The 923-nt window shown below is 39.5% G+C and carries 1 pseudogene; it reads right to left on the minus strand.

Annotated features, from left to right (window positions below):
- Positions 1 to 923: pseudogene (locus EHO65_RS01855) on the minus strand (hypothetical protein); the annotation flags it as partial.

Raw genomic sequence — 923 nt, forward strand, 5'->3', positions numbered from 1 at the left:
CGATCGAATAATAAAAAGTCAGAAGTCCCATCTCCGTTAAAATCCCCAGAGAATTGATCATTGGAAAATAAGGCCTGCTCGGGTGCAGTAAATACTTTATATAATACCCAGTTGGTAATAAAATAGATTGAGCTTGTTTTATCAGGATTTCTGAGATTTTCTCCAACAAACCATTTTCCAGTCCGCTTGTCATAAAGAGAAATATCTGTAAGCCCATCTGCGTTATAATCTCCGCTTAAGAACTTGAGCTTAGCTCTATCTTTTCCATCGATACTGGTATCGTTTGTACTAACACTATCCAGGTTGGCATTCGGAGAATAATCTCCTCTGAATACGTTTTGGAATTTTTTGCCTATTTTCAAAAATTCAAAACTACCGCCCTTATTCAACATCAAAGTCCAGAGACCGGTAGGCTCATCGAAAAGTAGAGAATCAGAAAGACCGTTCCCGTCATAATCACCCGGGAACCATTCCATCCGGAAAATATCCGGGATCCCGCTCATCAATCTTCCATAATTACGAAATTGGAATACTTGTCCGTCATGTTCAGCGACTATGAAGTCCTTAGTCTCTGGAAGATAGAATGCGATATCGGATCTTCCATCCCCATTAAAGTCCCCACTTACATTTCCTTTGAAAAATCTGATCTTAGAAGGACCGTCATAGTTTTTATAACGATTCCCATAAGTTTTAAAATTGTATCCGCCTTCTTTTCTTCCTTCTGCAGCTTTCCAATTTCCTGTTTGAGGATTGAAGAATACGATATCCGAGATCGCATCTCCATTAAAATCGCCTTCGAAATACTCAGTAGAACTAGGCAAGACTTCCGCTTCGCTGGAAGCTTGGTTTGCTATATTCTGCCAAGTTAATACACGAGAAGAACTACTGTATTTGAATTCAGGTTTTGTAGTATGGCGATCCGA

It is taken from the genome of Leptospira andrefontaineae, assembly GCF_004770105.1.
Lineage (GTDB): Bacteria > Spirochaetota > Leptospiria > Leptospirales > Leptospiraceae > Leptospira_B > Leptospira_B andrefontaineae.